Below are 22,574 nucleotides of genomic sequence, written 5' to 3'. Positions count from 1 at the left end.
ACAGCGTCACATTTACTGCGTGGAAGTCGTTGTTCATGAATAAAAGAAACGCCGCTACGGCGCTGCTGCTGGGCGCCTGCAATGTCGCGTGGGCACAGGAGGCAGCGCTGCAGCTCGACCCCCTGAGCATTGAAGCTACCCAGGAGCAACCTTCGGGCCTGAGCCTGGATCAACCCGTAAAGACCGGCTCGCGCCTGGGCCTGAACGTGCGTGAAACACCGGCGTCGGTAAGCGTGGTCGACCGCGCCGTGATCGAGGCGCGTGGCGCCCGGGACACCCACGAGGTGATCAATGCCATGACCGGGATCAATGCCTCGGCCAACCCCGGCTACGGCGGCTTCGTGTCCTACCGCGGCTTTACCCAGAACCAGATCACCCAGCTGTATAACGGCATCAACCTGGGCTACAGCAGCGCCACGCGCCCGATCGACGCCTGGCTGGTCGAGCGTATCGAACTGATCGGCGGGCCCTCGAGCTTTCTGTATGGCGCCGGTGCCGTCGGCGGATCAATCAACACGATCAGCAAGCTGGCCGGTCGTGAGACGCAACAACTTGAAGGGCGCGTGCGCTATGGCCGTTTCGATGATTCGGAAATAGCCGCAGGCTTCAATCAGGCGCTGGGCGATCCTGCGACCGAGCCCCGGCATTTCCTGCGCATGGATTTCAGCCGCGGCCGCGACAATGGCTACATCGACCGCAATACCCGGCAAACCGACAGTTTCGCGGCCTCGTTGCTCAGCGACCTGACCCCGGACCTCAGTCACACCCTGGCGCTGGAATATCTGGAAGACAAGGAAGACAACCCCTATTGGGGCTCGCCAATCCTCAACCCGGTCGGTCGCAGCATGAGAATCGACAAACAGCGCCGGTTTGAAAACTACAACGTCGACGACGGGCGCTACGAGCAACGCGTGCGCTGGTTGCGCTCGATCATCGACTATCAATTGGCGGCTGACACGCGCCTGCAGAACACCCTGTACCACTACGACGTCCAGCGCGATTACCGCAACCTGGAGAACTACCGCTACAACGCTGACAATTCGCAGGTGATCCGCTCCGGCGCCTATTTGCAGCGGCATGCACAGACCGTCTTGGGCAATCGCCTGGAAGTGCAGCACGAGCAGGGTCTGTTCGGACGGCGCAGCCAGTGGGCGGCGGGGCTCGATTACTCGGTCATGCGCCAGGACCTGTACCCCACCAACGGGTCGACGTCCGACACCGTGGACCCGGATCATTTCGATGCGGGGCGTTTCCACGACCTGCCGGGAATGGGCAATGGCCTGAAAAAACAGCGCAGGCACGAAATCACCACCCAGGCGCTGTTCATTGAAAACCGCCTGGAACTGACCGAGCGCCTGGCCTTGCTCACCGGCTTGCGGTACGACCACTTGGACATGGAAGTGAGCAATTACGGCACGGTCTCGGCCACCAGCCCGGCCTGGTTCGAGCGCCGCTGGGAGCCGCTCAGCGGCCGGGTCGGGCTGCTGTATGCCTTCAGCCCGAGCGCCAATGCCTACGTGCAATACAGCACCAGTGCCGATCTGCCGGCCGGGTCGCTGGCCTCGGCCACGTATTCCAATGTCGGCCTGTTCGACCTGTCCAAGGGCGAGCAGTGGGAAATCGGCAGCAAGTTCGACTTTCTTGATGGCCGGGCCTCGGCCACGGCAGCGTTGTACCAGATCGTGCGGCGCGACTTTGCCGTGCGTGACTCGGTCAATCCCAACCTGACCGTGCAGGCCGGGCAACAGACCTCACAGGGCATCGAACTGGCCGGCAAGCTGCAAGTGACGCCACGCCTGCTGGCCGAAGCCAACTACACCTGGGTCGATGCGCAATACGACCGGTTCAACGAGGCCGTGGACGGGGTGTCCGTGTCGCGCAAGGGCAATACCCCGACCAATGTGCCCGACAGCGTGGCCAACCTCTGGCTGACCTACCGCCTGGCAGATGACTGGCAAGTGGGCGCCGACGGGCGCTACGTGGCCTCGGTGTACGCCGACAACGCCAACACCCTCAAGGCGCCGTCGTACACCCTCTGGGGCGCCTTTGCACGTTACCGGCTCAACGCACACACCGCCATCACTGCGCGGGTACGCAACCTGACCGATGAGCTGTACGCCAGGCAGGCCTACGCCAGCCAGTACTACATGGGCGAGCCGCGCAGCCTGGACCTGTCTATGCACCTGCGTTTCTGAGCCTCTCGAACTGACCGGTTCAAGGCTGCGCCTGACGGCGTGCCTTGTCCTGTGACCTGAACACATTAATGGCGTTGACGTGCGGCCCGCCTGGCCGCGCGTGCAACGCAGGTTTTGCCAAGGAATTCATTATGCATAAGCACATTTACACCCCGCCGCCGGGCCGCCACTGGCCATCGATCAGCGTTTCGGCCGGGCCGGCGGTCCTGGGCTGTCTGTTCATGATAACGCCGCTCAGCCAGGCCCTGGCCCGCGAAGGCTCGGTCGTCACCCTCGGCGCCGTGACCGTCAGCGGCGACCCGAGCGGACCGCTGGCCAGCCGCAACATTCTCAGTTCGGTGGATGTGGTCGGCGCCGACCTGCTGCAACAGCAGCCGGTGCAATACAGCTGGGAGTTGTTCAACCGGGTGCCGGGGGTAATGCTCACCCAATTCAACCAAGGCACCACCTCGGGCAAGCTGTCGTTTCGCGGCTTCAACGGCGAGGGCGAGGTCAATGCCGTCAAGCTGCTGATCGACGGCATCCCGAGCAACACCAACGACGGCAACATGCCGTTCATCGACATGGTGTTTCCGCTGGAAATCGACAGCATCGAGGTGGTACGCGGCACCAACGACCCACGCTATGGGCTGCATAACATCGCCGGCAACGCCACGATCAACACGCGCCAGGGCGGCAACGGCGGCACGTTGCGATTGCGCTACGGCAGCTTCGACACCCGCGAGGTGCAACTGGTCAAAGGCCTGGAATCAGGCAACTGGAGCCAGAACTACGCCCTGAGCTACCAGGGCAGCGAAGGCTACCGCCAGCATGCCGACGCCGAGCGCCTGAGCTTTGCCGGCAAGTGGTTCTACACCGCCGACGACGCATCATGGCGCGCCGGGTTGATTGCCCGGCACTACACGGTCGATGCCGACGAAGCCGGTTACCTGAGCCGCCGCGACAGCCACGACCGGCCGCGCCAGTCCTACGCCAACAACGCCACTGACACCGGTGAGCGCGAAATGAACCAGCTCAGCCTGCACCTGGACGCCAGCCTCAGCGACGATCTGAGCTGGGCCGGCAAGGCGTACGTCAACACTTTCGAGGATCGGCGCTGGACCCAGTACTGGCGCACCTCGGCACAACAGGAACGCTACAGCGACGAAACCCAGTATGGCGCCCTGAGCAGCCTGACCTGGCGCCCGCAGGTCGACTTCCTGCACGGGTTTGCCCTGGAAGGCGGCGCCGAGGTGCAGCGCCAGGAAAACCAGAGCCTGCGCTATCGCACGCTGTTGCGCAGCCGCACGGCGCAGACCCGCGACCAGACCTTCGATCTGAATATCTATGGCGTCTATGTGCAGGCGGTCATCGAGCCGGTCGAGTCGCTGAAGATCATCCCGGCCCTGCGCGTCGACAAGCTGTACGGCGGCTACCGCAATGACCTGAGTGGCGAGCACGCCGGGGTCAACGACTACGGACTGATTCGCCAACCAAAGATCAGCGTGGTCTGGTCGCCGTGGGAGCAGGCCAGCCTGTATGCCAACTGGGGGCGCAGTTACCAGGTGGGCGTGGGCTCGGCTGCTTATCGCCTGGCCAGCCAGCAGGATGACCTCAAGCCCTCGATCAACGACGGCTGGGAGGCCGGGCTGAAGTTTCGCCCGGCCGCCTGGATCGACGGCCGTATTGCCTATTGGCAGCAGAAAGCCTCGGACGAAGTGCAGCGCAAGCTCAACGATGCGGTAGGCGATGCCGAGAACGTCGGCCAGACCCTGCGCAAGGGCTGGGATGTGCAGGTCAATCTTTACCCCACCACGGACACCCGCCTGTGGCTGTCGTATTCGCGGCAGTTCTCGGAAATCCTCAAGCCCAACCCCAACCTGCCGGCCAGCGAAGGCCAGGAAATGGACCACGTACCCCATCACCTGTATGCCGCCGGCACCACCTGGCAAGCCACCCCCAGGCTGCAACTGTCGGCCTGGGCCAACGGCCAGAGCGACTACTACCTGGAACGCACCAACAGCACCGGCAGGTTCGGCGACTACGCGCTGCTCAACCTGGGCGCGACCTACCCGTTGACCCCGCAGCTCAGTGTCGATGTGCAGGCCAGGAACATCACCGATTGCTACTACGAATACGCCTGGTACGACGACACCGCCGGCGTGCGCCAGTCACTGCATGCGGCAGGCGATGGCCGCGCGGTATACGTCGGCCTGACCCTGGATTTCTAGGGCCGCGCGGTCTGATGGTAGGAGCGCGCTTGCCCGCGACCGAGTGCGTAGCGCTCGCAAAATCTGCGAAACGCTGCAAATTTACGGCTGTAAACCTGTGAAAAACTGCAAATTTACGGCTGTAAATCTGTGAAACGCTACAAATTTACGACTGCTGCGCAGCCGGTCGCGGGCAAGCGCGCTCCTACGACAGTCGGGTGTTGGTGGCGTGCCGGTGTTGGGCCGGCGGCACCCGGCTAAAGCGATTGCAGAAAATCCAGCAAGGCCTCGCGGCTTTCGTGTGGCATGGCCTGGACCTTCTCCCGGGCAGGCTGCGCTTCGCCGCCGTGCCAGAGGATCGCCTACAGCAGGTTGCGGGCGCGGCCGTCGTGCAGAAAGCGGGTATGGCCGTTGACGGTCTGCGTCAGCCCGATGCCCCAGCATGGAAAACGCATCGGCATCGGTGCGCATGACGGTGGTACCGCCGCCTGCGCGCTCTTCGCCGGAGTCCACCACGGCCAGCTGATCAGGCGCTTCACAGCGGCCCCCAGCATCCCCGGCACGCCCCTGAGGCCGTTATTCATGAGCATTGTCCTTGCATTGCGCGGTGTAGGAGCGCGCTTGCCCGCGACCGAGTGCGCTAGCGCTCGCAAAATCTGCGAAACGCTGAAAATTTACGGCTGTGAATCTGCGAATCTGCGAAACGCTGAAAATTTACGGCTGTGAATCTGCGAAACGTTACAAATTTACGGCTGTGAATCTGCGAAACGCTGCAAATTTGCGACTGCTAACGCAGCCGGTCGCGGGCAAGCGCGCTCCTACCGGGGGGCAATTCAAGTGTTAGTCCGACATCAGGGTGATCACGGCCTTGAAGTCCTCGGCCGTGCAGTCCATGCACAATCCGCGCGGCGGCATGCCGTTGTAGCCTTCGGTCACATGCAGCACCAGCGTGTCCATGCCCTGCGCCAGGCGGGGCTGCCACGCCTCGGCATCGCCTGTGCGCGGGGCAGTGGACTGGCCGTTGTGGCACAGGCTGCAGGTACGATCAAAGATTTCCTGAGGGGGTTGCGCGGCCTGCACCGCGCCGGCCAGACCGTTGAGTAATGCAAGCAAAACGAAGGGTTTCATCACGAGGGCGTGGCCTGAGTGTCGCGGCGCTACAGGTTAAGAAGGCGTGCCGCCTCACTCAACTGCGACGCCCGGCCACACCGCTGCAAGGTGCAGGCTTGTATCAGGCGCGAAGGCACCGGTGCGGCGGGGTGTCGCGTGAAGGCCAGCAACAACGGCTCCAGGCGCCGTGAGCCATAGGCGCTTGCGCATGCTTACGGCAGCTCGAATGCTTCATCCAGCAGCGTGGTGCCATACGAGTTATCCACGGCGCACAGCCATTGCTGCTCGATGTACCTGAATACATAGGTCGCCCGGCGCGTGATCTCGGTTTTTGCTCCCGACGTGTCAGTGGCTTGTAACAGGGTCTCCATGATCACCAGGGCTGTATCACCCGCCGGGATGACCTGCATCTTGCCCTGGGTCACCACGATGCTGTGGTTGAAATGTTCGGAAATGGCCACAAATGCCCGGCGTATGCTGTCTTTACCGGTAACGGTCAGGCCTGGCTTGACGACCAGACTTGCATCGCGGGTATAGAACGTCATCAGGTCGTCGAAGCGCTCGGAAGTAATGGCGCGGTCGGCTGCCTGGATAGTCTCCTTGAGGTGTTGGGTCAATGCGTCCACTGTGGCTCTCCTGATCAGGCCCGGACAGCGGAAATGAAAAACCCCGCTGTCGAGGCGGGGTTTGGCATTTCATGCACAGGCCGTCCTCTATCCGGAGAAGGCCATAATTGAATGAGTGCGTAACAAGCGGTAACTGTTCATGGCCTCAATCTGCATCAAGATGCGTAAAAGCGCAACTCAGATAGCCGTCGTCAGATACCCCCCATCCACCGGCAGCACCACGCCGTTGACGAACGAAGCGGCATCGGATGCCAGAAAGGCAATCACCTTGGCCACCTCTGCGGCACTGCCGAAGCGCTGCATGGGCGTGCGCGACAGCAGGCGGTCAATCCGTGGCTGGTCGTCGATTTTCGCCAGCAGCGGGGTGGTGATCCAGCCGGGTGCCACGGCATTGACCCGGATATGATCCGGGGCATAGGCCTCGGCCAACGACTTGGTGAGCTGCACGATACCGCCCTTGGCCGCCGAATATGCCACCAGTTTGCCGCCGCCAAAGTAGGAAAACATCGAGGCGATGTTAATGATCGAGCCGCCTTGGCGGGCCAGCAACGGGTGCGCCAGGTTGATCAGGCGGTAGACCGCGCCCAGTTGCACCGACAGCACCTGGTTGAAGGCCTCCCACTCCATCTCCTTGTCACCCAGCGTTCCGCCGGCGGCCGGCACCAGGATATCGAGCCGGTCCAGGCTCTGGATCACGCGCTTGAGCGCTTCATCGTCGGTGACATTCACTTCACGCAGGTCCAGTTGCACATCATCGGCCACCACGGTGGCCTCGGCACCCAGCCCGATGGCTATTACGCGTGCGCCATGTCGGGCCAGGTACTCGGCGGTCGCCTGGCCGATGCCGGAGGTGCCGCCGCTGACGAGCGCGACCTTGCCTGCAAACAGAGTGCTGATAAACATGCTTGTCATTGCCTCATGGGGTCAGAAAAAGTCGTTGGGACGAACGGTTTACAGGCCCAGTACCGAGCCTATGTCCAGCGCAAATTGCACGCCCACTACAAAGCCGTCGTTGCTCAGTTGCGCAGCGCCTGGGTTGTAGTAGTTGTCCGGGTTGATCACGTATTGCACGCTGGGCTCGATGGACAAGTCGCGCGTCAGGGCGAAATGGCCGTTGGCTTCCAGGGCATAGACGTTGCGCTCACCTAGCTCGGGGTCGCCACCGGCGGCCGTGCGCAGGCGTTGCTGGAACTGCAGCTGGTGCGAATTGACCTGCAGGTAGCTGGCCTTGACGTTGAGCTTGTCCTGCGGCCGGTCAAACGGCGCGAGGTAGGTCAGGCCGGCCTCGGCGAAGTGGCTGAATGGTTGTTTCTTATCGGCCGCCGCCGACAACGAGCCGAAGGCTTGCAGCCCTTGCTGGCCACCACGCCACAGCGTCTGGCGAAACTTGAAGAAGCCGCCGGCGGTGCCGTGTTCGTTGTCACCGGTCAGCGGATCGAACTGCCGGGCGGAGTTGAAGTAGGCGTTGAGTTCGTACTGGGTGGTGGCATCGCCCGGCTTGCTGCCAATGCCTACTAGAAAGCTCGTGCCGCTGGCATCGTCGGTGCTGAAGTCCAGGCCCTTGCGCTTTTTCAGGTAATCCACCGGGTTGGACTCGAAGGCACCGGCATGCACGTACAGGCTGGGGCTCGGTTGATACTTCATATAACCGCCCCAGGCACCAAAGGGCGGCGGCAGTACGCCGCTCGAGGCATCCAGGATCGGGTCGTTGCAGGTCAGTGCCGATTCACAGTTATAGATGTAGAAATACCGCCGGGCGTTGGTGCGGCCGATATGCAGGTCGAGCTGGCCGTCGAATGCCTTTTGCTCGAACGTCAGCAGGCTCAACTGGTTGCTGGCGATGTCGTTGTGCAGCGGGGCGCCAGCGAAGTAGCTGCCGGCAGCGCCTTGCCAGTGGTTGGCCGTCGGCTGGCCGGTGCCGTTGTCGAGGATGAACACGGTTTGCTCAAAGTGCAGTGCGGCACCTTCAATGCCTGCAAGCGTGCCCAGGTTGATGTCTGCGCCGAGGTACAGGTTGCCGCTGTTGCCGAAGCTGTGAGGGCGAGTGCCAGTGTCGAGGTTCTTCATCGAAATATTGGTGAGCAGCACATGGGGCTTGATGCCCTGGCTGGCCAGTTGCTCACCCAGGCCGGCCAGCGGACCTTCAAGGTCCTGGGCCAACACCGGCGAGGTAGCGGATACCACGAGCAACAGGGCGCACAAACGATTGACTGGGATCATGATCGAGAACTCATTTATTGTTGTTGTAGTGAGCAAGGGGGCGTGCGAGGTGTCGGTGCCGGACCGTGCACCCCGCCTTATGCAGGGCTTACAGTGACTGGCCCTGCGCAACCGACGAGGCCCGGGCCTGTCGTTGCAACACGGCGGGCGCGGTTTCCTTGAGAAACAGCGACAGGCCGGCCGCCAGCAAGGCGCCACCGCAGGAAATCCACATGACGATCGATAGCCCGAACCGGTCGGCGGCAAACCCGGCCATGGTCGGCGCCACGAACCCGCCGATCAGTTCGCCCACGCCCATGATCATGCCCAGCGCCGTGGCCATGACTTCGCGCGGCACGGTCTCGGCCGGAATGGTGGCCATGAACAGCGTGAAGCAGCCCAGCCCTGTGTAGGTCAGCACCATCAAAATGCCCAGTACCAAGGAGGAGGGCGCATACAGCAGCGCCACCGGACAACAGGCGGCGACCAGCGAGAACAACACCAGGGTCGGGCGCCGGCCGATGCGATCGGACACGCTGGGCACCACGAAGCCCCAGATGACCCAGGCCGCGCCGAGGCAGCTCATGATCGCGCCCATGCTCGGCGCGCTGTAGCCGCGCACACTGACCAGAAAGGTCGGGGTAAAGGAGATCAGGATCACGAACCAGGTCAGGAACACGCAGCTGATCAACATGCACAGCACGATATTGCGGCTTTTCAGCAGGGCGAGGCGATTGACCCGGGCAGCGGCACCCGGCACCGGTGCCTGACGCGGTTCGTCTTTGCGCACATAGCGCCAGATGAGCCAGGCGATCAGCAGGCCGGGCAACAGCGACACAATGAACGCATGACGCCAGCCATAGGCTTCGGCCAGGGCAATCAGCACCGGCGGGCCGATCACCGCGCCCAGCAGGCCGGCTGCCGACCCCTGCAGCAGACCCATGTTCAGGCCCCGCCGGTGCGGTGATGATGCTTCGACCATCAATGACTGCGACAAGGGCAGGATCGGCCCTTCGGCCAGGCCCATGATGCCGCGAAACAGCAGCAGGCTGAGAAAGCCCGACACCAGCCCGGATAGCGCCGAGCACAGGGAGAACAGAATCACCGCCACGATCAGCAGCGGCTTGCGCACCCCTCGCCGGTCCGACCAGGCCCCCACCAGCGCGCCGGACACCGCCCAGGCCAGCGCCAGCACCGAAGACAGCATGCCCAGGTGGGTGTTGCTCAACTTGAGTTCGTCAGCCATGAACGGAAACAGAAAGGACAGGGCCAGACGATCAAAAAACACAAACCCGAAGGTCAGGAACAACACACTTAACAGGGTGTTTTCATAACTGGCTTTATTATTGTTTTGAGCCATGGTGATTCTCCGCACGCAAGGGTTTAACGGAACAGACGGTCCACGGTGTCAGCCCCCAGGCCGACCTTTTCGTAGTGTTCACGGCACAGGGCAATGTAGGAGTGCACATCGAAATAACCGGTGGACTCGCCGTGTTCGTCGAGCCAGATCAGCGGTCCCTTGACGATGAAGAACACGCGCATGGGTTCGTCATGCTCGTACGCCACCAGGGTATGGCCCTCGCCGGGCGTCTCGTAGACGAAGTCGCCTGCCGTGGCGGTCCAGTCGTGCTCCAGGTAGCCCCACTTGCCTGACAGGGTGTAGGCGAACACTTCATGCGGGTGATAGTGACGGTTGACCAGCCCTGCCTGGCTGGACATCAGAATGTCGCACCAGCGGTTTTCACTGGGCGAGATCCACAGCGGGCGCGAAGACACCGTCTCGGTGAAGGGCACATAGAGGCGCAGGTCATCACTGGCGGCATTGGGCAGGTAAACCTCGGGCTTGGCATCGGGCATCAAGGCGTTGGCGATGGGCTGCAGGTCTTTCCAGAATTCATTGCGGGCTAATTCGGGCATGTTCGGCCTCTGATCATTGTGGTTGATGGCCGGGACACTCTAGGGTTTGCAAGACAGGACGGTTTGATCGAAACGGACGCCATTGTTGTTCGTATCGGACGGATATTCCGGGCGCCGCTATCCTGATGTTTTTATTTTCGATGTCGATTGACAGCTAACCCGGGCGAGGGGTTAATTGCGCCTTGCAGGCCCGATACACGACTGGCGCACGGACGAGGCCGTCAATAAAACGAGAATAAGAAAATGACCACAGCCGCCTCCTTGCTCGACACCCGGCGTGCGAGCACCGACGATCTGCCCCCCGATCAGCGCCTGGCCTTCTGGGAGCACTACAACACCTCGACGCTGGTGGGCCTGAAGTGTTCGTCCTTCAGTGAAAGCGGGTTCAGTGCGAGACAAGACAACCTGAACCTGGACCGATTGCGGGTCGCGCACATTGCAGGCAATCAACATGTCATCGAACGCGATGTGTCGATGATCCGCACGGTGCCGAAAGCGTCGGTGTTCGTTTCCCTGGTATTGGGCCGTAGTTCGTTTTTCTTCCAGAACGGCCAGTGTCACTTACTCGAACCTGGCGAAATGATGGTGTACCGCACCGACAAGCCGTACTTGTTTGGCTTCACCGGGCCGATGCACAAGTTCATCTTCGATATTCCCCAAGAGGTCTTTGCCGCCCGGTGTCTGCGCCGCTTCGACAACGCCTTGAAAATCAGCGCCGACACCGGCACCCGGCGTTTACTGTTGCGCACGTTGATCGAGCGTACCGAAGGGTATTTCGGGCAGCCGCTCAGGCAAGGGGCCGACCGCTACCAGGACGATGCCCTGGAGCTATTGGGTACGGTCATCGCCGGCCAGGTAGGCAACCGTCGTATCAACTCACTCAGCGCGTCCTACCTGCTGACGGCCAAGCGTTGCATCCTGGAGCAACTGGCCGACCCGACCCTGACTTGTGAACGGGTGGCGGCCCAGACTGGCGTTTCCACACGCCAGCTGACCCGTCTGTTTGCCCTGGAAGATACTCAGCCGCAGCGCTTTATTCTGGAGAAACGTCTGGAAGGGGCGTTCCGGCGGCTGAGCAAAGGCCAAGGGCTGGACATCGCCGAGATCGCCTACCAGCACGGCTTCAGTAGCCAGGCGCATTTTGCCAGGGCCTTCAAGGCGCATTACGGGCGCACGCCCAGCCAGGTGCGGGCGCAGGGAGAGGCCGGGCGGGCGTAGAGGTGCGCTGCAACAGGACTTCATGTGTCCATGAGCAACTGAGCCTCAAGCCACGCCAGCAGCGTCTGGACGTCGACGCGCTTGTCAGCGCCGTGAGCGGTGTAGACAGAAATGGCATCGGGCAAGGCAATGCGCTCTGCGCAAGGCTGAACCAGCGCACCGGTCTTGATCAGCCTCGCCGCGGTTCGACGCCATCCCAGGGCAATGCCATGTCCTTCGATTGCCGCCTGCAGCATCAGCGGGTAGCTGTCGAACACGATGGTTCGCTGAGAGGTTACGGGCGCCTGTCCAAATGTCTGCAGCCAGCCATTCCAGGTCATGAAATCAGCAGGCGTGGCGTGATAATGCAAAAGCATGTGCGCCGGCAGGGCTTCAAGGCCGGGCAAGGTGCCGGTTGCCAGGTAGTCGGGGCTGCACACCGGAAAGACTTCATCGGCAGCGGTAAAGACCCGTGGATGCACGCCGCTGGCGCGTCCGGTGGTCTGCAAGGCCACATCGAAGGGCTCGTTGAATTCGGCGACAGGCCGGGTCGAGGTCACCACTTGCACCTCGATGCCGGCGTGCTGGTCCCGGAACGTGGAGAGGCGCGGCATCAGCCAGTAGAAAGCCTCGCATAACTGGCACAGGAAAACGACACGCTGCGTGCGATGCGAGGTGCGAAGGGCCACGGCGCCGTCACTGATACTGCCCAAGGCCGCACTCACCACCTGGCTCAATTCCTGCCCTTGCTCGGTCAGGAACACTGCCCGATTACGGCGGGTAAAGAGTTTTACGCCCAGGTCTTGCTCAAGGTCGCGAATCTGCCGGCTGACGGCAGCCGGCAACATGAGTGCACTCTCTTTTGGACACCCACTCATGACACCTGACCGCTCGACAATCATCGTCGGGGTACTGCTCGCTGTGCTGGCGACGCTGGCGTGGGCCTTCAACTTCATCGCCCCTTATGTCACCGGGCCCTACAGCATTTACGACCTGACGCTCATCCGGTTTCTGATCGCGGGTGCCCTGGGCCTGGTCGGCGTGACCCTGTGCCGCGCGCAGCGACGTCTGGTGCCACGCGTTCGGCAGTGGCTTGCCGCCGGGCTGGGCATCATCGGCTACTTGGGGTACAGCAGTTGCATTGCCGCCGGCGTGATTTTCGGAGGGCCCGTGCTGACGGCCGCCTTCGTAGGATTGGTGCCCGTGCTTGTCGCCCTGATCGGCAATGCCCGAGACCGGACTGTGCCCTGGCAACGCCTTGCCTTGCCATTGACGCTGATAACGCTCGGGCTTCTGCTTGCAACCATCAGCAGCATGGCGCTGCCACACGCCGGTCAGACGGACCGGTGGGCGGGGCTGTTTTTTTCTGCGTTAGCCGTAGCCTTGTGGCTGGCCTTCAGCGTGTTGAATCAGAGCGCCCTGGAGCAACTGCCCGCTGCGGCGACGGGGCTGTGGACCGCGTTGATGATGGCGGGCGCCGGGCTTGGTGCCTTGTGCCTGATACCCGTTGTCCAGGCGCTCGGCCTGCTTGACCTTGCCGGAAAAGGCTTCGGTCTGGGCATGGCGGGACCTTTGTACGCTTGGGCGCTGGTCATCGCGCTGATGTCGTCGGTAATCGGCGCCTGGGCCTGGAACGCGGCCACGCAACGGTTGCCAATGGTTCTTTCCGGGCAGTTGATTTCGCTGGAGTCGGTGTTCGCCGCTGTACTGGGGCTGGTCTTTCACGCCCGTCTGCCAACGCTCATGGAGGCCGCCGGGCTGGTGGCCGTGCTCATGGGCGCCGCGCTGGCGGTTCGGCGCATGCTCAGTGCCCGGCGTGTGGCGGCCATGCCGGCATGACCGCTCATTATTGACCGGTCCGCTCAGGCCTGGGGTCTTTTGTAGGCCATGCCGACGGAGCGAGGGGCGGTGTGCACGAAACCAAACTGTGCATAGAGATCCTGGGCCTGGCCATCGGCGATAAGGCTGACGTAGCCGCTTTCAGGCACGTGGGTTTCGATGTAGTGCATGATTTCACTCATGATGCGCTTGCCCAGCCCCTTGCCTTGATGCTCGACAAGCACGGCAATGTCCACCACTTGAAAGAAGCACCCACCGTCGCCGATGACCCGGCCCATGCCCACGGGCATCGACCCATACAGAATCTGCACAGCAAAGAGCGTGTTGGGCAAGCCCCGTATCGCGGCGTCATCCGTCTTGGCGCTGAGGCCGGAGCCAATGCGAAGTGCCTGGTAGGTTTCAACGGAGGGCAGCTTCAGCAGGGATGAATAAACAGTCAATGCGGTCACCAGGACAGAAAGGATCTCAAGGAGGAGTAAGGAGCGGGCGTTTATTTATACGGCAGCCACTGCTCGACCTCAATGGCTGGTCTGCAGCGCGGTGTTCGCTCCACGGCCAGATGCTTTAACCTGTGGGCCATGACTGCCGCTTCACAGAAGGAAACACGATGCACCTGCACCCTGCAAGCGTTGCAACAGCCATCCATCCATCATTAGCCCGGCCATGAGCCGTCCGCTGTTCATCGCCCTGGACGGCCCCAAGGGCACCGGCAAGACCACGCTGCTGGAAGCCGTCACCCGGGTACTCAGGGCCGACGGCAAGAAAGTGATCCGGTTGTGCGAGAAGAAAAACGATCCTTGCCGGAGTGAAACCATGGCCCTCGTCAACCGGCTTGCCCGGGCGCCGGACGCCGACCTGGAATGGGCGGTGTGTGAGCGCCTGGCCCAAAGCCGGGCCTGGATATCCGGGCACGTGCTTCCTCGGCAGCCGCCTGGCAGCATCGTCCTGATTGATCGCTGGTACCCGTCGGACGCCGCCTTTCGGCGGTTGGTGCCGTTTGCCGAGATCCTGCGGCTGAATATGGATCGCAACGTACAGGTGCCCGACTTGCATGTGGGTGTGGTGACTGCGCCCGAAACCTCATGGACCAGGGCCGCGGCCCGCTCGCGCGGGCTGAGCAGTACGGTGATCCACCGCCTGGAGGAGCATGTCGCCTGCACCGAGGCGTTCGAACGCGCGGCGGCCGATCAGGGCTGGGTGCTGTGCCGTAACGACGGAACAATTGAAGCGGCGACCCGGCAGGTGGTGGCCGAGATCCAGGGATTGCTCTGAAACCCACGGCAGCCACCGGGCACGTGTAGGAGCGCGCTTGCCCGCGACCGGCTGCGTTAGCAGTCGTAAAATTTCAGCGTTTCACAGATTTTGCGAGCGCTGCGCACTCGGTCGCGGGCAAGCGCGCTCCTACCGGGGCGCTGGATGCTCAGCGCTTCGTCAGCGCCTGCTCGGCCTTGACCGACTGGATAAACGCCTGCATGGCCGATGACTGGATACGGTGGCGACGGGTGATCAGGCCATACGGCGGCAGGCGGGCCTCGAAGTTGATCGGCAGGATGGCGAGCAGGTCACGGCCGGGGTAGTCCTCGACCACGGACACCGGGGTAACGCCGAGCATGTCGGTCTGCTGGATCAGCGACAACAGGGTCATGATCGAGGTGGTTTCGACGATGCTCGCCGGAATGTCCACGCGGGCATTGTGGAACACCTGATTGATGATCGAGCGCATGGGGCTGGGGTGTTGTTGCAGCACCCAGGTCATGTTTTGCAGCTCGGCCCAGCTCAGGCTGTCAGCGTTTGCCAGTGGATGCCCGGCACCGGCGATCACGCACAGCTCTTCTTCGCCCAGGCTGTCGAAAATCAGCTCTTCGGCCCGTGCGCCGCTGGGGATGCGGCCCAGCACTACGTCCAGCTGATCCTGTAACAGGGCCTGGACCAGCACGTCGCTGGTGTCGACCTGGATGCTCATCGACAGCCGCGGGTGGCTGGATTTGAGGTTGGCAATGGTACGCGTCAACAGACCTGAGGCCAGCGCCGGAATGGCGCCCACCGCGACCCGGCCCAGGTTGCCTGATTCCAGGGCCACCAGTTCTTCGCGCATGCCGGTCAGCTCGGCGAACACCATGCGTGCGTAATAAATCACTGTCTCGCCGAACGGCGTAGGGCGCATGCCACGCGGCAGGCGTTCGAACAGCTCGACGCCCAGCAGGTCTTCGGCCTCGTGCAGCATCTTGGTGGCCGCCGGCTGGGTCATGCCGATATGGTCGGCCGCCCGGCGCAAGGAGCCCAGCTCCTGCAGAGAGAGCATCAGGCGCAGTTGGCGCAGGCGCAGGCGACTGTGGATTACGTTGGCAGCAGGAATCTGGGTCATCGGGCCGGTTCGTGGTAAAGGGTGCGCAGAGCCTGACAAGAAATGCCAGGCTCTGCCAGTACTGACGCTCAAGACAGCGACTGAGGCTTGCCGGCGCGACTGGAGCGCCAGCCCAGGGCACTGCGCAGCGCCCTGGAAATCAGCGGCCAGAACAGCATCAGCAGCGCGGCGGTGGTCAGCCCGCCCACCAGCGGGTTGGACCAGAAGATGCCCAGTTGCCCATCGGAGAACAGCATCGACTGGCGAAACGCATCCTCGGCCTTGTCACCCAGCACGGCCGCCAGCACCAGCGGTGCGATCGGATAGCCGAGCTTCTTGAACAGATACCCCAGGGCGCCGAAGCCCAGCATCAGCACGATGTCGAACATCGAGTTGTGCACCGAGTAGGCGCCGATGGCGCAGACCATGATGATGATCGGCGCGATGATCGAGAACGGAATGCGCAGGATCGAGGCGAACAGTGGCACGGTGGCCAGAACCACGATCAGGCTGACCACATTGCCCAGGTACATGCTGGCAATCAGGCCCCAGACAAAGTCGTGCTGCTCGACGAACAGCGTGGGACCCGGGTGCAGGCCCCAGATCATCAGGCCGCCCAGCATGACGGCAGCGGTGGCCGAGCCCGGTATGCCCAGGGTCAGCATCGGCAGCAACGCACTGGTGCCAGCGGCGTGGTCGGCGGTTTCCGGGGCAATCACGCCTTCGACTTCGCCCTTGCCGAAGCGCTCGCGGTTCTTCGAGAAGCGCCGCGCCAGGCTGTAGCTCATGAACGACGCTGCGGTCGGCCCGCCCGGTGTGATGCCCATCCAGCAGCCGACCAGCGTGCTGCGCACGATCGTCAGCCAGTAACGCGGCAACCTGGCCCAGGTGCGCAGGATGGTCATGGGCGTAATGCGCGCATGCTCACCGCGAAACACCAGGCCTTCCTCGACCGTGCACAGGATTTCACCAATTCCGAACAGGCCGATGACCGCCACCTCGAAGCTGATGCCGGTCATCAGCCACGGCTGGTCGAAGGTCAGGCGCAGGTTGCCCGACACCGTGTCCATGCCCACCGCGGCCATGGCAAAGCCCAGCATCATCGCCACCACGGTCTTGAGCGGCGGGTTCTTGCTCATGCCGATAAAGGTGCAGAACGCCAGCAGGTAGACGGCGAAGAACTCCGGCGAACTGAACGACATGGCGAACTCGGCAATGCGCGTTGACAGGAAGGTCAGCAGCAACACGCCCGCCAGTGCCCCGATCAGTGCCGAGGTAAAGGCAGCGGTCAAGGCTTCGGCCGCGCGGCCTTCGCGAGCCATGGGGTAGCCATCGAAAGTGGTCGCCACCGAGGACGGCTCGCCGGGAATATTGAACAGGATCGAGGTGATCGAACCGCCGAACAACGCCCCCCAGTACATGCACGACAACAGGATGATCGCCGACACCGGCGACATGGTGAAGGTCAGTGGCAACAGCAGCGCCACCCCGTTGGGAGCCCCCAGGCCCGGCAGCACGCCGACCAGAATGCCCAGCAGCACGCCGATCACCATCAGGCCGATATGGCCCGGAGTCATGATCACGCTCATGCCTTGCATCAATGATTCGAACTCAGTCATTGCAGCGCTCTCCTGGCCAGGGTCAGCCAGTCGCCCAGGGGGCCGGCATCCAGTGGAACCTTGAACCACAGGGCAAAGATCAGGTAGCTGGCCAGCACTGCGCCGCCTGCCACCGCCACGATGGTCAGCAGGCCGTAGGGTCTGGCGCGCAGGCGGTCACGCCACATGAACCAGGCGATGAACACCGCCGAGGCCATGTAGATGCCGGTAAACGGCATGGCCGCGACGAACACGGCAATCGGCACAAACACCGACAGCACCTGGCCAAAAGCAGCGCGGCTGACAAAGGCAACGCTCAAAGCCTGCCAGCGAATCAGCGCCAGTACGCCGTTACCCAGGCTGGCGCAGGCCAGCAGCAGGCCGATGTAAAACGGAAAGTAGCCAGGCTCGGGACCGGAATCACCCCAGCCGATGCCTTGCTCAAGGCTGCCGTACATGACCACGGCACCGATCAGGCCGGTGAACAGCGCCAGGCCCAGTTCCACCCAGCGCGTGCCGACCAGCGCCGGCGTTTGCGACGTATCAGACATGGATCACCTCATTGGTGAGGCTGTCACCGCCAGGCGCACATGCGCGGACAGGGATGACAGCGGGGCGGGTCACTTTTGCAGCCAGCCGGCATCCTTGAACACCGGCGTGACGCGGGCGGTGTCCTGCTCGATATAGGCGGTCAACTGCTCGCCCTCCAGAAAGGTCGGCACCAGCGCGTTCTGCGCGACATACGCCTTGAATTCCGGCGCCTGACTGACCTTGCGCATCAGCTCGGTGTAGAACGCACGTTGTTCGGCGGTGATGTCGCCGGGCATGAACACGGTGCGCGGGAAGCGGTACTGGTCGATGCCCAGCCCTTGCTCATGGCAAGTGGGAATGTCGGCCCAGGATTGGTCGCCGGCGACCTTGGCGGTGTATTGCATGCGCTGCTGGCTGAACACGCACAACGGCCGGACCTGGTCGCCCCGCCACTGGCTGATGCTCTCGGCGGGGTTGTTGACGTTGGCGGCGATGTGTTTGCCGGCCAGTTGCGTGGCCGCCTCACTGCCGCTCTTGAACGGGATGTACACCAGCTTGCTGGCCGTGGTCTTGTTCAGCAGCAGGGTCAGGGTCTGGTCGACATCCTTGGATTGGCTGCCGCCCATGCGCATTTTCGACGGATCGGTCTTGGCTGCTTCATAGAAGGCCGCGCCGTCTTTCCAGGCGGCGTCCTTGTAGGTCCAGAGGACGAAGTCGTCTTCGGCCAGGGCGGCAATGGGGGTCAGTTCCTGCCATTGATAACCGAGCTTGGCCACCAGGGGCAGCAGGTAGACATTGTTGGTGCCGATCACCAGCTTGTCGGCCTCGCCCTTGGACATCTTCATGTCGAGGAAGGCTTCGGCGCCGTTGCCGCCGCCCTTGTTGAGCACCACCGTATTGACGTCCAGCAGCTTGTGGGTGGTGATGATCGACTGGATCAGCCGCCCGAGCTGGTCAGTCCCGCCGCCGGGGCCGCCGGCAACGACGATTTCCAGGTTCTTTTCCGGTTGCCAGGCCAGGGCAATGGCAGGCAGGGTGCTGGCGCAGAGCAGGGTGCAACCGAGCAAGGCACGGCGTACACCGCAGGTCGATGCGAGTGGCATGGTGATACCTCTTTTTATTGTAGTTGTTATCGAAAAACCGTAGCGCGACCGTCGGGTGACGCGCAACGCTTGCAGAGGAGTGTGGGAAGAACGGGCAGGGGACGTCTAGTCAAAACAAAACATACACCGATAACCCTGGGCTATCGGTGGCCGTCTGATAGCGTGATCGCTGGACTGAAAGGAAGGAGGAATGCACCTATAACCCAAGGCTATCGGTGTATTTCAATTTTTGATTAGACGGTTATCGGTGCGGCTTCGATAGTACGGCTCGGCATCATCAGAACAACAACAATGACATGAGGGGGATCACCATGACCCGTCCCGGTGACACGCACATGCCAACGGCAGGTGCCCAGCCTGATTCAGCCAACCCGGCGCTCAGCCAGGTGGCTCGCGCCAGCACCGTACGCTGGCGCATCTTTGCCATCATCTTCCTGCTGACCATGGTCAACCTGATCGACCGCGTATCGCTGTCGATCGCCATGCCGACCATCGCCAAAGAATTCTCGCTGTCGCCCAGCATGCAGGGCCTGATCCTCAGCAGCTTCTTCTGGGCCTATGCGTTATTGCAGATACCGGGCGGCTGGATGATTGACCGTTTCGGGCCGCGCCGGGTCATCACCTGGTCGACCGGGCTGTGGGGCACCTTTCAGGTGCTGGCAGGGTTTGCCACCGGGGGGGTGTCGCTGCTGTTTGCCCGTGTCGCGCTGGGCGCGGCCGAAGCGCCGCTGTTTCCGTCGGGCGGCAAGCTGATTTCGCTGTGGCTGGCGCCCAGCGAGCGCAGCCGGGGCGCGGTGATGATGGATAGCGGCAGCCCGTTGGGCGTGGCGCTGGGCGGACTGCTGATTGCCTACCTGATTGCCGTGCTCGATTCCTGGCGCCTGGCCTTCGTGATCGCCGGCATCGCCACCCTGGCCCTGGCCTGGCTGGCCTACCGTTACCTGCGTGACGACCCGGCGCTGCACCCGCAGGTCAACAGTCAGGAACTGGACAGGATCCAGGCCGGGCGTGAAACCCCGGTGGCCGAAGCCGCGCAAGTGCCGGTCAAGGGCCTGGGCATCGCGCCACGCTCGCTGGCCGCCTTGCTGATCGGCCGCGCCAGCTGGGCCATGGTCTATTTCGGCCTGTTGACCTGGGGCCCGAGCTACCTGGCCCAGGCGCGCGGCTTTGATATCAAGGGCATTGGCGCGGCGACCTTTGCGATCTTCATTTGCGGCGCGCTGGGTTCGCTGGCCGGTGGCTTTCTGTGTGACGGGCTGATCCGCAGAGGTGTGCGACGCGGCCTGGCGGTCAAGGGCCTGCTGACATTCTCCGGCGTGATTGCGCTGGGGGCACTGTTGCTGCTGCCCACCTTGAGCAATCCGCTTGCGGCCGTGGCGCTGTTGGCCATGACCGCGTTCTTTCTGATGTGGGGCAGCCTGTACTGGAGCTTTCCGTCGTTGCTGGCCGCGCCTGCGCGGGTCGGTCTGATCGGCGGGGTGATGAACCTGGCCGGCAGCATCGGCGGCATCTTTGTGCCCATCCTGGTCGGCCTGATCCTGCAGTATTTTGGCGGCTTTGGCGCGGCCCTGACGTTCTTCGCCATCTGTGCGGCGCTGTTCGTGGTCGGCACCTTGTTCATCAGCCTCGACGGCCCGCGTGAGGTGCGTCATGACTGAGTTGTGGAACGGTCCGATTGTCGATGCCCACCACCATTTCTGGGACCCGCAGACCAACTATCACCCCTGGCTGGCGCCCGAGGCGAACATCGCCTTTCGCTACGGCGATTACTCGGCCATCAAGCGGCGCTACCTGCCGCCTGAATACTTCGCCGATGCGGCCGGCCACAACGTGGTGCAGACGGTGTATGTCGAAACCGAATGGGACCCGGCCGACCCGGTGGGCGAAACCCGGTTCGTCGAGCAACTGCGCCGCCGCTATGGCGTGCCCAATGCCGTGGTGGCGCAAGCCTGGCTCGATCACCCCGAGGCGCTGGCCTTGCTGGCCGAACAGGCCGCCTTTCCCAGTGTGCGCAGCGTGCGGCACAAACCGGGCGGGCCTGAGTCGCCGGCCGAAGTCGGTCAGCGCCGCAGCCTGATGAGCGACGAGCGCTGGCGACATGGGTTTTCCGCCTTGCAGGGGCTGCAGCTGCATTTCGATTTGCAGACGCCGTGGTGGAACCTGCCCGAGGCCGAATGCCTGGCGCGGGATTTTCCGCAGACCTTGCTGATTCTCAACCACGCCGGATTGCCCTCCGACCGCAGCGAGCAGGGCCTGGCCGGCTGGCACGCGGCCATGGCGCGCTTGGCCGGGCAGCCCAACGTGGTGGTGAAAATCTCAGGCCTTGGCCAGCGCGCAAAGCCCTGGCGCGCGGATGACAATGCCTGGATCGTGCGCGAGATCATTGCCATGTTCGGCAGCGAGCGAGCGTTGTTTGCCAGCAACTTTCCGGTCGACAGCCTGTGCGGCTCGTTCGACGACATCTATACCGGCTTCAAGCAGATCGTGCGGCATTTGCCACAGGCCGAGCAGCAACGCCTGTTCTACAGCAATGCCCGGCGCATCTACCGTTGCGAATATGACGCCACCGACACCGCGTGGCCTGAACACCCCCTGAGGAGTCAATTATGAGCAAGCCCCGCATCGCGATGGTCCTGGGAGACCCGGCCGGCATCGGCCCTGAGTTGATCGCCCGGCTATTGTCCGAACCACAGGCGCGCCGCCAGGCGCAGGTCATCCTGATCGGTGACGAAGCCGAGCTGCAGCGTGGCATGAGCCTGGCCGGCGCCGAGTTTGCGTATCGTCATGTCAGCTCGGTGCAAGACCTGGACTTCAGCGACGACACGCCGCTGTTCTATAACTATCGCGGTGACACCGAAGGTGAGTTTGCACGCAGTGAGGCCACGGCCAAGGGCGGTCGCTATTGCCTGGACACGCTGGCCATCGCTCTGGACCTGACCGCCGCCAAAAATACGGATGCGGTGTTGTTCGGGCCGCTGAACAAAACATCGCTGCACATGGCCGGCATGGACCACAGCGATGAACTGCACTGGTTTGCCGAACGGCTGGGGTTTGCCGGGCCGTTCTGTGAGTTCAACGTGCTGGACAACCTCTGGACCTCGCGGGTGACCTCGCATGTGGCGCTGTCATCGGTGCCGGGCCTGCTCAGCCACGACAAGGTGGTGCAGGCCATCGAACTGATCGACACCGCGCTCAAACGCAACGGCCTGGCCAGACCGCGCATCGGCGTGTGTGGCCTGAACCCGCACAACGGCGACAATGGTTCGTTCGGCCGCGAGGAAATCGACATCATTGCCCCGGCGGTGCGCACCGCCCAGGCCAAGGGCATCGACGCCGACGGCCCGTACCCGGGCGACACCATCTTTCTCAAGGTGCAGGGTGATGCCAGCGCCTTTGACGCGGTGGTGACCATGTACCACGACCAGGGCCAGATCGCGATCAAACTGATGGGTTTCTCCCGTGGCGTCACGGTACAGGGCGGCCTGCCGATCCCGATTACCACGCCGGCACACGGCACCGCGTTCGACATCGCAGGCCAAGGCAAGGCCAACCCGGGCGCCATCCGCCAGGCTTTCGAGATCGCTTGCCGCATGGGGCGCAACAACGCCTGACCGTAAAGGTTTCAACGACCCCCTTGACCGCATGCCGTGCCCTGCACGCCATGCGGTTTTTTTATGGGCGGCGCCCGCTTGCCGGCACCGATCGTAGGAGCGCGCTCTGCCCGCG

Annotated in this window: 20 protein-coding genes and 1 pseudogene; 8 read left to right on the top strand and 13 right to left on the bottom strand. The window is 63.0% G+C overall.

From position 1 onward, the window contains the following. The first annotated feature begins 35 nt into the window (after positions 1-35). A complete protein-coding gene (locus tag ASF84_RS14165; protein WP_056839390.1) occupies positions 36-2,195 on the top strand; it encodes a TonB-dependent receptor in 2,160 nt (719 codons plus the stop codon). A 221-nt stretch (positions 2,196-2,416) separates the two neighbouring features. Beyond that, positions 2,417-4,405 carry a TonB-dependent receptor gene (locus ASF84_RS14160; RefSeq protein WP_056840147.1) on the top strand — a complete coding sequence of 663 codons (1,989 nt, stop codon included), beginning with the start codon at positions 2,417-2,419 and terminating at the stop codon, positions 4,403-4,405. Between the two features lie 236 nt (positions 4,406-4,641). Here ASF84_RS14160 and ASF84_RS29730 read toward each other — a convergent pair. From ASF84_RS29730 to ASF84_RS14125, 7 genes and pseudogenes are all read right to left on the bottom strand, one after another. Further along, positions 4,642-4,830: pseudogene (locus ASF84_RS29730) on the bottom strand (di-heme oxidoredictase family protein); the annotation flags it as partial. A 394-nt stretch (positions 4,831-5,224) separates the two neighbouring features. Beyond that, the gene (locus ASF84_RS14150; RefSeq protein WP_056839385.1) at positions 5,225-5,512 is read right to left on the bottom strand and encodes a c-type cytochrome; all 288 of its coding nucleotides are present in this window, start codon (positions 5,510-5,512) and stop codon (positions 5,225-5,227) included. Positions 5,513-5,706: 194 nt separating this feature from the next. After that, positions 5,707-6,120 (bottom strand): YybH family protein, encoded by a 414-nt coding sequence (locus ASF84_RS14145; RefSeq protein WP_056839383.1) that lies wholly within the window; start codon positions 6,118-6,120, stop codon positions 5,707-5,709. A 177-nt stretch (positions 6,121-6,297) separates the two neighbouring features. Then, the gene (locus ASF84_RS14140) at positions 6,298-7,023 is read right to left on the bottom strand and encodes an SDR family NAD(P)-dependent oxidoreductase (RefSeq protein ID WP_056839380.1); all 726 of its coding nucleotides are present in this window, start codon (positions 7,021-7,023) and stop codon (positions 6,298-6,300) included. A gap of 48 nt (positions 7,024-7,071) precedes the next feature. Then, a complete protein-coding gene (locus ASF84_RS14135; protein ID WP_082481584.1) occupies positions 7,072-8,340 on the bottom strand; it encodes a carbohydrate porin in 1,269 nt (422 codons plus the stop codon). 88 nt (positions 8,341-8,428) lie between these two features. Beyond that, positions 8,429-9,679: an MFS transporter gene (locus ASF84_RS14130; protein ID WP_056839378.1), complete on the bottom strand. Its 1,251-nt coding sequence runs from the start codon at positions 9,677-9,679 to the stop codon at positions 8,429-8,431. Positions 9,680-9,702: 23 nt separating this feature from the next. Further along, the gene (locus ASF84_RS14125; protein WP_056839376.1) at positions 9,703-10,236 is read right to left on the bottom strand and encodes a 2,4'-dihydroxyacetophenone dioxygenase family protein; all 534 of its coding nucleotides are present in this window, start codon (positions 10,234-10,236) and stop codon (positions 9,703-9,705) included. A 243-nt stretch (positions 10,237-10,479) separates the two neighbouring features. Between ASF84_RS14125 and ASF84_RS14120 the strand changes: the two genes are divergently transcribed. Continuing rightward, the gene (locus ASF84_RS14120; protein ID WP_056839374.1) at positions 10,480-11,454 is read left to right on the top strand and encodes an AraC family transcriptional regulator; all 975 of its coding nucleotides are present in this window, start codon (positions 10,480-10,482) and stop codon (positions 11,452-11,454) included. A gap of 20 nt (positions 11,455-11,474) precedes the next feature. Here the strand turns inward: ASF84_RS14120 and ASF84_RS14115 are convergent, their stop codons facing one another. Beyond that, complete coding sequence (locus ASF84_RS14115; protein ID WP_056839372.1) at positions 11,475-12,281, bottom strand: LysR substrate-binding domain-containing protein; 807 nt, start codon at positions 12,279-12,281, stop codon at positions 11,475-11,477. Between the two features lie 28 nt (positions 12,282-12,309). Here ASF84_RS14115 and ASF84_RS14110 point away from each other — a divergent pair, with 28 nt between their 5' ends. Then, positions 12,310-13,272 carry a DMT family transporter gene (locus tag ASF84_RS14110; RefSeq protein WP_056839370.1) on the top strand — a complete coding sequence of 321 codons (963 nt, stop codon included), beginning with the start codon at positions 12,310-12,312 and terminating at the stop codon, positions 13,270-13,272. Positions 13,273-13,295: 23 nt separating this feature from the next. On the opposite strand, the gene ASF84_RS14105 is transcribed toward ASF84_RS14110, so the two are convergent. Further along, complete coding sequence (locus tag ASF84_RS14105; protein ID WP_201783678.1) at positions 13,296-13,712, bottom strand: GNAT family N-acetyltransferase; 417 nt, start codon at positions 13,710-13,712, stop codon at positions 13,296-13,298. Between the two features lie 223 nt (positions 13,713-13,935). Here ASF84_RS14105 and ASF84_RS14100 point away from each other — a divergent pair, with 223 nt between their 5' ends. Further along, on the top strand, positions 13,936-14,544 hold the full coding sequence (locus ASF84_RS14100) for a dTMP kinase (RefSeq protein ID WP_056839366.1): 609 nt from the start codon (positions 13,936-13,938) through the stop codon (positions 14,542-14,544). Positions 14,545-14,692: 148 nt separating this feature from the next. On the opposite strand, the gene ASF84_RS14095 is transcribed toward ASF84_RS14100, so the two are convergent. The 4 genes from ASF84_RS14095 to ASF84_RS14080 form a co-directional block, all read right to left on the bottom strand. Further along, a complete protein-coding gene (locus tag ASF84_RS14095; protein ID WP_056839364.1) occupies positions 14,693-15,637 on the bottom strand; it encodes a LysR family transcriptional regulator in 945 nt (314 codons plus the stop codon). A gap of 68 nt (positions 15,638-15,705) precedes the next feature. Next, the gene (locus tag ASF84_RS14090) at positions 15,706-17,235 is read right to left on the bottom strand and encodes a tripartite tricarboxylate transporter permease (RefSeq protein WP_056839362.1); all 1,530 of its coding nucleotides are present in this window, start codon (positions 17,233-17,235) and stop codon (positions 15,706-15,708) included. Beyond that, complete coding sequence (locus tag ASF84_RS14085) at positions 17,232-17,765, bottom strand: tripartite tricarboxylate transporter TctB family protein (protein WP_056839360.1); 534 nt, start codon at positions 17,763-17,765, stop codon at positions 17,232-17,234. The genes ASF84_RS14090 and ASF84_RS14085 overlap by 4 nt, the downstream gene beginning before the upstream one ends. A 69-nt stretch (positions 17,766-17,834) precedes the next feature. After that, the gene (locus ASF84_RS14080; RefSeq protein ID WP_082481582.1) at positions 17,835-18,848 is read right to left on the bottom strand and encodes a Bug family tripartite tricarboxylate transporter substrate binding protein; all 1,014 of its coding nucleotides are present in this window, start codon (positions 18,846-18,848) and stop codon (positions 17,835-17,837) included. Between the two features lie 335 nt (positions 18,849-19,183). Here ASF84_RS14080 and ASF84_RS14075 point away from each other — a divergent pair, with 335 nt between their 5' ends. From ASF84_RS14075 to ASF84_RS14065, 3 genes are read left to right on the top strand one after another with little or no spacing between them, the layout of a single operon-like run. Next, positions 19,184-20,506, top strand: a complete 1,323-nt coding sequence (locus ASF84_RS14075) for an MFS transporter (protein WP_162241264.1) — start codon at positions 19,184-19,186, stop codon at positions 20,504-20,506. After that, positions 20,499-21,458, top strand: a complete 960-nt coding sequence (locus ASF84_RS14070; RefSeq protein WP_056839356.1) for an amidohydrolase family protein — start codon at positions 20,499-20,501, stop codon at positions 21,456-21,458. The genes ASF84_RS14075 and ASF84_RS14070 overlap by 8 nt, the downstream gene beginning before the upstream one ends. Next, on the top strand, positions 21,455-22,459 hold the full coding sequence (locus tag ASF84_RS14065; RefSeq protein WP_056839354.1) for a 4-hydroxythreonine-4-phosphate dehydrogenase PdxA: 1,005 nt from the start codon (positions 21,455-21,457) through the stop codon (positions 22,457-22,459). Before ASF84_RS14070 ends, ASF84_RS14065 begins: the two co-directional genes overlap by 4 nt. The last annotated feature ends 115 nt before the right edge of the window (positions 22,460-22,574 follow it).

The organism is Pseudomonas sp. Leaf127, assembly GCF_001423155.1.
GTDB classification, from domain to species: Bacteria; Pseudomonadota; Gammaproteobacteria; order Pseudomonadales; family Pseudomonadaceae; genus Aquipseudomonas; species Aquipseudomonas ovata.
The sequence above is the reverse complement of the archived record's forward strand: the minus strand, read 5'-3'. Positions and strand labels throughout refer to the sequence as shown.